Below are 8,171 nucleotides of genomic sequence, written 5' to 3' on the forward strand. Positions count from 1 at the left end.
ATCCATTCTATTCATTAGTCATGTTCATTAAATTCATTAGAACTGATACGGTGAATCGTATATCCACGGTCCGCCATGGCAGCCGTAATTTTCTTGATATGATCTTCTCCGTTCGTTTCTACGGTCACCACCAACTCCACTTCATGGAATCGGTCCAAGTTTTTAAACTGATTATGTTCTAATTTGATGACATTCGCATTTTGTTCTGCCAAGATTTCAGACACCGCCACTAATTGGCCTGGTTTATCTGATAAATTCACAGCAAATGTGAAAATACGGCCCCGTACAACTAAGCCTTTCGTAATCATAGACGCAATGGTTAATACGTCGATGTTGCCACCGCTCAAAATGCTGACCACAGTTTTGCCTCGCACCCGTAGCTTTTTCAAGCCTGCCACTGAAAGTAACCCTGCATTTTCACCGATGATTTTATGTTTTTCCGCCAATAACAGGAAAGCTTCCATCAGTTCATAGTCGGATACGGTGACGATTTCATCCACATAGGTTTGAATATATTCCAAATTCTTTGTGCCGATTAATTTCACAGCCGCTCCATCTGCAATGGTGCTCACCGATGGTAATACTATTGGTTTTCCCTCTTCTACAGCTGCTCTTGCACTGGCTGCACCCTCTGGTTCTACACCGATGATCTTCACTTGTGGATTTTTTAACTTTGCTGCTGCTGCCACACCAGAGATCAATCCGCCACCACCAATTGGTACTAAGATAATATCTGCATTTGGCAATTCTTCTAAAATTTCTAAGGCTATCGTTCCTTGCCCTTCGATGACATCTTCATCATCGAAAGGATGGACGAACACATAACCGTGCTTTTCTTGTAGTTCACAAGCCTTTTCATAAGCTTCGTCATAGACTTCGCCAGCGAGCACTACTTCTGCACCGTATTGGCGCGTCGCCTCTACTTTAATGAGCGGTGTGTGACGTGGCATGACGATGACTGCTTTAATTCCTAAACGTTGAGCTGCTAGCGCCACACCTTGCGCATGATTGCCGGCAGAGGCAGCAATAACGCCACACGCCTTTTCTGCTTCTGTTAATTTGGAAATTTTATTGTACGCACCCCGCAATTTGAAAGACCCTGTACGCTGTAAATTTTCCGGTTTAATATATACATCATTGCCTGTTTCTTGGGAGTACACAGAGCTATGAATTAATTTTGTTTTCACGGCGATGGTAGCGAGTCGCTCTCTAGCCTCCATGAAATCATATAATTTATGCATATAAACGTCCTTTCCTAAGTATGTATTCTATCTACGAACCTGTACTTCCCTCATAGATATGTCTATCCTGACTACATTCCCTCTTATGCTTCGTCTAGGATTTCGATAGCACCTTGTGCCGCAGAGGATACATGCATAGCATATTTTTTCAAGTATCCTGTCACATCTGATTTATACGGTGTTAAGTTTGCTTTTCTTCGTTCAATTTCTTCCTCTGAAAGTTTCACATTCAAGGAACGATTTGGAATATCGATTTCGATGATATCTCCATCTTCTACGATGGCGATAGTGCCACCAGATGCTGCTTCTGGAGATACGTGACCAATGGAGGCGCCACGTGTAGCACCAGAGAAACGACCATCTGTAATCAAGGCTACGTCTTTACCAAGACCCATACCTGTGATTGTCGCTGTTGGTGTCAACATTTCACGCATACCTGGACCACCTTTTGGACCTTCGTAGCGAATGATGACTACATCACCTTTCACAATTTTGTGACCCATGATCGCTTCTACCGCTTCTTCTTCGCTGTTGAATACTTTCGCTGGACCAGAGTGAACCAGCATTTCTGGATCTACAGCGCCTTCTTTCACAACGGAACCATCTGGAGCCAAGTTACCTTTCAATACAGCGATACCACCTGTAGTATACACTGGATCGCTCCAAGGATGGATCACATCTTCGTCTAGGACTTTCACAGTTTTTGCAATCGTACCTTGGTCCACCAAGCTCACAGATTTTGCACTTTCATGCAAGTGACCTTGTTCTTGTAAACGGTGCATCACCGCATACACACCGCCTGCGGCATGTAAATCTTCGATGAAATATTTACCAGATGGAGACAATTTCGCCAATTGTGGGGTCTCTCCTGCAATGCGGTTGAAATCATCCAATGTTAAAGACACGCCCGCTTCATGAGCGATAGCTGGTAAATGTAATGCTGTGTTGGAAGAACCGCCCAATGCCATATCAACTGCTACCGCATTTTCAAAGGCTTCTTTCGTCAATACATCTTTTGGACGTAAGCCTTCTTGTAAGACCTCCATTACTTGCATACCCGCACGTTTTGCTAGACGCAAACGCTCGGAGTAAACCGCTGGGATGGTCCCATTACCTGGTAATGCCATACCCAATGCTTCTGTTAAGCAGTTCATGGTGTTCGCTGTGTACATACCAGAGCAAGATCCGCAAGTTGGGCATGCTACGTTTTCAATATGTTCTAATTCTTCTTCGGAAATTAATCCTGCTTCAAATTTACCAACTGCTTCAAACACGTCGGATAAACCAATTTTTTTACCATTGTGCACGCCTGCTAACATAGCGCCACCAGAAACGAACACAGATGGTAAGTTTAAACGAGCAGCGGCAATCAACATACCTGGCACGACTTTATCGCAGTTAGGAATGAATACCATTGCATCGAATGGTGTGGCCATCGCAGAAGCTTCGATGGAGTCAGCAATGATATTGCGTGTTACCAAGGAATATTTCATACCGATGTGGTTCATAGCCAATCCGTCACAAATACCGATGGTATTAAATTCCATAGGAATACCGCCAGCCTCGCGGATGCCATCTTTCACAGACTGTACAAGATTTTTTAAATGCACATGACCTGGAATAATTTCATTGAAAGAATTGGCAATCCCGATGATTGGTTTTCCAATTTCCTCGTTGATAAATCCTAATGCTTTTAATAATGAACGATGTGGAGCTCTTGTAGCCCCTTTTGCTACTCTATCACTGCGTACCATATGATGATCCTTTCTACGTATGTAAATATTTTTATAACACTTGTTATGGTTACCTATTGTTGTCTATGTACTATGTCTATTCACCCGTTAAATCAATGAGATTTTTATGAGATATATCTATTTGATTTTCCTTTGGAGTTTATTATGTTCCTTGTAGATCTAAACCCATATCTGTTACTGTGACATACTAGTTAGACATAAAAAAGGGCGACCCCTGAGGAATCGCCTTTTAGTATATATGTATGCACGTTAATCAAATAGACTACAACAACCTAGATTCCTTATGCTATACACAAAGAAACCTAAGATGGTAGCTCTACCGAAGAAAAGGCGACCTCTATGGAATTGTTAGTTCTAATGACGTTCACTACTAAGAACAGGACGAGCACGAGAATTGCTAACAATGCCATGATAATCTCCTTTCTGTACAATATGCGTACAAATCGTAACTATAAGTGTAATACTTTAAAAATAAAATAACTGTCTACTATTGTAACACCTTTGTCCACTGTGTGCAAGTACATATCTATATTTTTTTACTCTTTCAGATGTGTTATTTTTCACAATCTGTTATACTATAAGTGTTACTTCCCCTATACTGGTAACAGAGAGGGGGTGAGATTTGTGAAATTAATACTCCTTACTCTTTTTATCTCGATTACGGCAAATGTCCTCGCTTACTACATTTGTAAATGGCTAGATCGAGTATTTAAGAAGTAACTAGCCTAGCCTTGTCAGCTATATAGACAAATAAAAACACCCAGGTCTAGCCACCTGGGTGTTTTTTTGGTGAGCTTTGTGAAATCACCATTACTCTTTTTCGCTTGTCTAAATTGTATCATAAATTGTAAAAAAATAAAACCCCACGGTTGGCAGACCGTGGGGTTTCTTTTGCTTGTAAATGGAAATCATCAACTTTATTCCAAATCCATTATATCACAGGTTAATAAAAATTTAAATCTTATTCCCCTAAAAAGCGTTTTGCCTCGCAGTAGTTTACGATACCTTCTACTACTTTTTTAGCTTCACGCATAGCCAATACTACCGTAGCTGGTTTATGCACTACGTCACCACCTGCAAATACACCTTTACGGCTTGTCATACCATATGGCATATCCTGTGTTACTACATAACCAGACTCATTCACTTCGATGCCATTACCAGGACCTACCAAACGAGCATTCGGTTTATGACCGATAGCCACAATAATTTTATCAGCTGGTAATGTAAAATCTTCATCAGTGCTTTTCACGGATCCATCTTCTTGTAATTCTTGTCGTGTCAATGTTAAGCCTTCCACGATATCTGAACCAGTTACTTCTTTTGGAGCAGCTAAGAACTCAAATTGAATACCTTCCTCTTTTGCCTCTTCAAATTCAGATGGGTTCGCTGGCATTTGCTCTTGTCCACGGCGGTAGGTAATGGTGACACTTTCAGCCCCAAGGCGAACACAAGTACGAGCCGCATCCATCGCTACATTACCAGCACCGATGATAACAACTTTATCACCTTTGTATACTGGAATCAATTCTTCTTCAGCTCTACCATTTTGTACTAATTGTACAGATGTCAATAATGCCATCGCCTGTAACATACCTGCTTTATCATCGCCAGGCAAGGAAATTTCCGCCGGCACATGGGTGCCCGTAGCAATGAAAATCGCATCGTATCCTTCTTCAAACAAAGAATCTAAGTTGCGATCTGGACCTATTGTTACATTACACTCAAAGGTAACCCCTAACGTTTGTAATCGTTTTACTTCACGGCGCACAATTCGTTTCCCCAACCGGAACTCTGGAATACCAAATAATAAAATACCACCCGGTTCATCTTGGCGCTCAAACACTGTCACCGCATAGCCTAATTTTGCCATATCTCCAGCTACAGTCAATCCTGCAGGGCCGGATCCAATCACAGCAATTTTACCTTGATCTTTACGATTTGGTTTCACCTTACGAAGGTTATTGTCGCTTTCAAAATCGGCTGCAAAACGTTCTAATTTACCAATATTAATGGGTTTGTTCGCACGATTTAAAATACATGCGCCTTCACATTGTTTTTCACGAGCACACACACGGCCACACACAGCTGGCAAACTACTACGCTCTGCAATAATATCGTTGGCCAATCCAAAATTACCATGTGCAATGGCTTGGATAAAACGAGGAATTTCATTTTCAATAGGACAACCTGTACGGCACAACGGTTTCGCACAGTTCAAACAACGCTTCGCCTCTATAAAAGCCTCTTCCATCGTATAATCTTTATCAAATTCTATCTCATGTCTTAACTCCATAAAGACCTCCCTGCACCACTCTGGTAACACACTTTCCCTTTACATACTCTATTTAAAGGTTCTTACTTATTTCGATATAATACATATTAGTATACCATAGACTAGCTATTTCTACTGTAACAATGGCTACACCCTTGCTATAACTATCACTATAGCTATTCCTTTTCTTAGTGAAAGTACTAAAAGATATATCCTATAGTATACCATATGTGCGCACAGTGTGTAACTATGTATTTATATATATTATGCAACGATACAAAAAAGAGGTCCACCACATAGGTAGACCTCTGTATGAGTCATAATTAGTTTGCAGATGTAATAGTTCCTTTGAAAGTTTCTGCAATAAATTGTTTAATTGCTTCGGACTGATAAATCTCTGCAATTTTTTTGTATGTTTCATTATCTTTATCTTGTTCACGAGTTGCCAAGATCATTACAGCCAATGGTTCATCTTTTGGTTCTAAGTATAATCCTTTTTCACCTACGTTGATGCCTGCGCTTTGTACGTAGTTCATCGGAATCGTCGCCAATGTCACATCGTCTAAGCTACGAGGTAATTGTGCTGCCTCTAGCTCTTGGATTTTTAGGTTCTTAGGATTTTCCACAATATCTGCCACTGTGGCTTTGAAACCAACACCTTCTTTCAATTTAATAAGGCCTGCTCGTTGTAATAAGGCTAAAGCACGTCCACCATTCGTTGGATCATTTGGAATCGCTACCGTGTCACCATCTTTCACATCGATAGGAGATTTTACAGAATTACTGTAGATACCCATTGGCATTAAAATAGTTTTACCAATTGGCACGAGTTTAGAATTGTTTTGCTTGTTAAAGTTCTCCAAAAACGGTACATGTTGGTACGCATTTAATTGGATATCTCCATCTGCTAAGGCCTTATCTGGTGTGATGTAGTCAGAAAATTCCACCACTTTCAACTGGATACCTTGTTTTTGTGCTTCCTTCGCCACAGCCTCCGCCACTTGTGCATGAGGACCTGCCGTAGCACCAATTTTAATTTCCTTCGGTGTGTCCTGCGTCGTTGTAGATGTACCACAGCCCGCAATGCCCAACGCCAAAATACCCACTAATAAGGGCGTAAATAGTGATTTTAATTTCATAGTTCTGTCCTTTCATAACTACAGATAGTAGTAACAAAAAATTATATTTCAATTCTGAGTATACAGAATATCATAAGAATCTCCTCTTGCCCAATATAAATTTTATCACACTATTAATAGTTAAAAACTATAATTTATACATATTAAAACTTTTTTTCATAGTCACAAATAATTGAATTTCTAAAATATTTAAGTTATTATAATCATGTTTTTATATGAAAGGAGTAACTATATGTCAACTTTTTACAAATGGCATAAGAGAATATCTATCTTTTCTATTATATTTTTTCTTATGTTTTGCATTACCGGTTTATTATTATTATTTAGAAATGAATTAAATGCTTGGTCTTTAGGACAACCCTCTCATAGTACATCTACTATGACAATGCGTCCATCCTCATCCTCTATATTTGATGCAGCAGATGCGGGTGCTGCATTGGTAAAACAACAATATCCATCCAAAGATATTTTGAATATTTCTCCAACCATGAATGGATCTAACCTATTACGCTATAGAATTATTGATTCATCAGCCACATCTGCTCCACCTGCACGAATGGGTATGGGAGGAGACTATACCTTATATAACCCAAGTTCTAATACACTTGTTGAATCTCATCATGTCACTCCTGCGCATCCATGGGTACGAAGTGCACTACACACAATTCATGAATTACATACTCGATTAGCCTTAGGAAAATTTGGTATTTATCTTGTAACTATTCTATCTATGATATGTTTCTTATCCATCCTTAGTGGTATTTTTTTATACGGCCCTTTCAGCTCCGCCTATAAACGAAGTACACTAAAATCAAATCGATTACAAATCAGCGCTCTGCATCGTGAATTTTCTATGATTGCTTCTGTTTGGGGAATTGTACTATCTCTAACTGGTGTGTGGATTGGTGGTTTTTTTATTGCTAATGATTATTACACAAAAAATGTAGCCTCTATAGCAACACAAGAATTAGCTAATCATACATCCGAAATTTTATCTCCTTCTGTAGCAATTCAACGAATCCTATCAACCTATCCTAATCGTCAACTTATTTCTATGGATTATCCATCAAAATTTAACAATTATCATTATGCCTTTTATTTAGGTAGCCAAAATGATGAGGATCCTGCCATGTTTTTAGGTCAGCCTGTATATGCCAATTTATATAGTGATTCAACTCTCGATCAGTATACAACAAGAGAAATTCCTTGGTATTTCACCGGAATGAAAACTATGATAAACTTACATATTCATAATCATAATTCCATGGCATTAAAAATATTATGGGCCATCTGGGATACTATTATCATCATTGGTATGTTATTAGGCATTATCCTAACGATTATGAAACGATATCATATCCCTATGAAAACTACATCTATAAAATCCACCTTATCTCCTACTCATATTTGGAGAATTCCTGCTATATCTAGTGTATTAATTGCTTGTGGTTTAATCATTCCAATGTGGCCTAATTCTATGACAGAAACAATTGGTGCTATCTGCTTATTGATTCCTTTAGTACTCTTTATATACTCTTTATATCAGCACTATACTCGAATCAAAGAAACTCTATAATATATCTATAGTAATCTTTCTCATAGCCTTATGAAAAGAAAGGGGCTGTAACAAAATGTACTTTTTTACATTTTCGTTACGGTCCCTTTTGCATGCAGAAACTACCAAGCTTCTTGAGATAATACTATCACAAGATATCTTGGTAGTTTTTCCGTTTTTAGGCGCACTTAAATAAGCCTATGTAAA

General features: G+C 39.1%; 5 protein-coding genes. 1 reads left to right on the top strand and 4 read right to left on the bottom strand.

All coding sequences use genetic code 11. The features are described from left to right. Positions 1–14: 14 nt before the first annotated feature. From ilvA to EO117_RS07275, 4 genes are all read right to left on the bottom strand, one after another. Positions 15–1,241 (bottom strand): threonine ammonia-lyase, encoded by a 1,227-nt coding sequence (gene ilvA / locus EO117_RS07260; RefSeq protein ID WP_126939815.1) that lies wholly within the window; start codon positions 1,239–1,241, stop codon positions 15–17. Between the two features lie 83 nt (positions 1,242–1,324). Continuing rightward, positions 1,325–2,995 carry a dihydroxy-acid dehydratase gene (gene ilvD / locus EO117_RS07265; RefSeq protein WP_126939816.1) on the bottom strand — a complete coding sequence of 557 codons (1,671 nt, stop codon included), beginning with the start codon at positions 2,993–2,995 and terminating at the stop codon, positions 1,325–1,327. Between the two features lie 961 nt (positions 2,996–3,956). Next, the gene (locus EO117_RS07270) at positions 3,957–5,291 is read right to left on the bottom strand and encodes an NAD(P)-dependent oxidoreductase (protein ID WP_126939817.1); all 1,335 of its coding nucleotides are present in this window, start codon (positions 5,289–5,291) and stop codon (positions 3,957–3,959) included. A gap of 302 nt (positions 5,292–5,593) precedes the next feature. Next, positions 5,594–6,409, bottom strand: a complete 816-nt coding sequence (locus EO117_RS07275; RefSeq protein WP_126939818.1) for a MetQ/NlpA family ABC transporter substrate-binding protein — start codon at positions 6,407–6,409, stop codon at positions 5,594–5,596. 292 nt (positions 6,410–6,701) lie between these two features. Here EO117_RS07275 and EO117_RS07280 point away from each other — a divergent pair, with 292 nt between their 5' ends. Beyond that, positions 6,702–7,985 (top strand): PepSY domain-containing protein, encoded by a 1,284-nt coding sequence (locus EO117_RS07280; protein WP_240632602.1) that lies wholly within the window; start codon positions 6,702–6,704, stop codon positions 7,983–7,985. The last annotated feature ends 186 nt before the right edge of the window (positions 7,986–8,171 follow it).

It is taken from the genome of Veillonella sp. VA142, assembly GCF_003992135.1.
In the GTDB taxonomy this organism is placed as follows: Bacteria; Bacillota; Negativicutes; order Veillonellales; family Veillonellaceae; genus F0422.

What these genes read in the sequence shown, in the direction of transcription:
- EO117_RS07280 (WP_240632602.1), top strand. Translation starts at nt 6,702, where the DNA reads ATGTTTTGCATTACCGGTTTATTATTATTATTTAGAAATGAATTAAAT.
- ilvD (WP_126939816.1), bottom strand. Translation starts at nt 2,995, where the DNA reads ATGGTACGCAGTGATAGAGTAGCAAAAGGGGCTACAAGAGCTCCACAT.
- EO117_RS07270 (WP_126939817.1), bottom strand. Translation starts at nt 5,291, where the DNA reads ATGGAGTTAAGACATGAGATAGAATTTGATAAAGATTATACGATGGAA.
- EO117_RS07275 (WP_126939818.1), bottom strand. Translation starts at nt 6,409, where the DNA reads ATGAAATTAAAATCACTATTTACGCCCTTATTAGTGGGTATTTTGGCG.
- ilvA (WP_126939815.1), bottom strand. Translation starts at nt 1,241, where the DNA reads ATGCATAAATTATATGATTTCATGGAGGCTAGAGAGCGACTCGCTACC.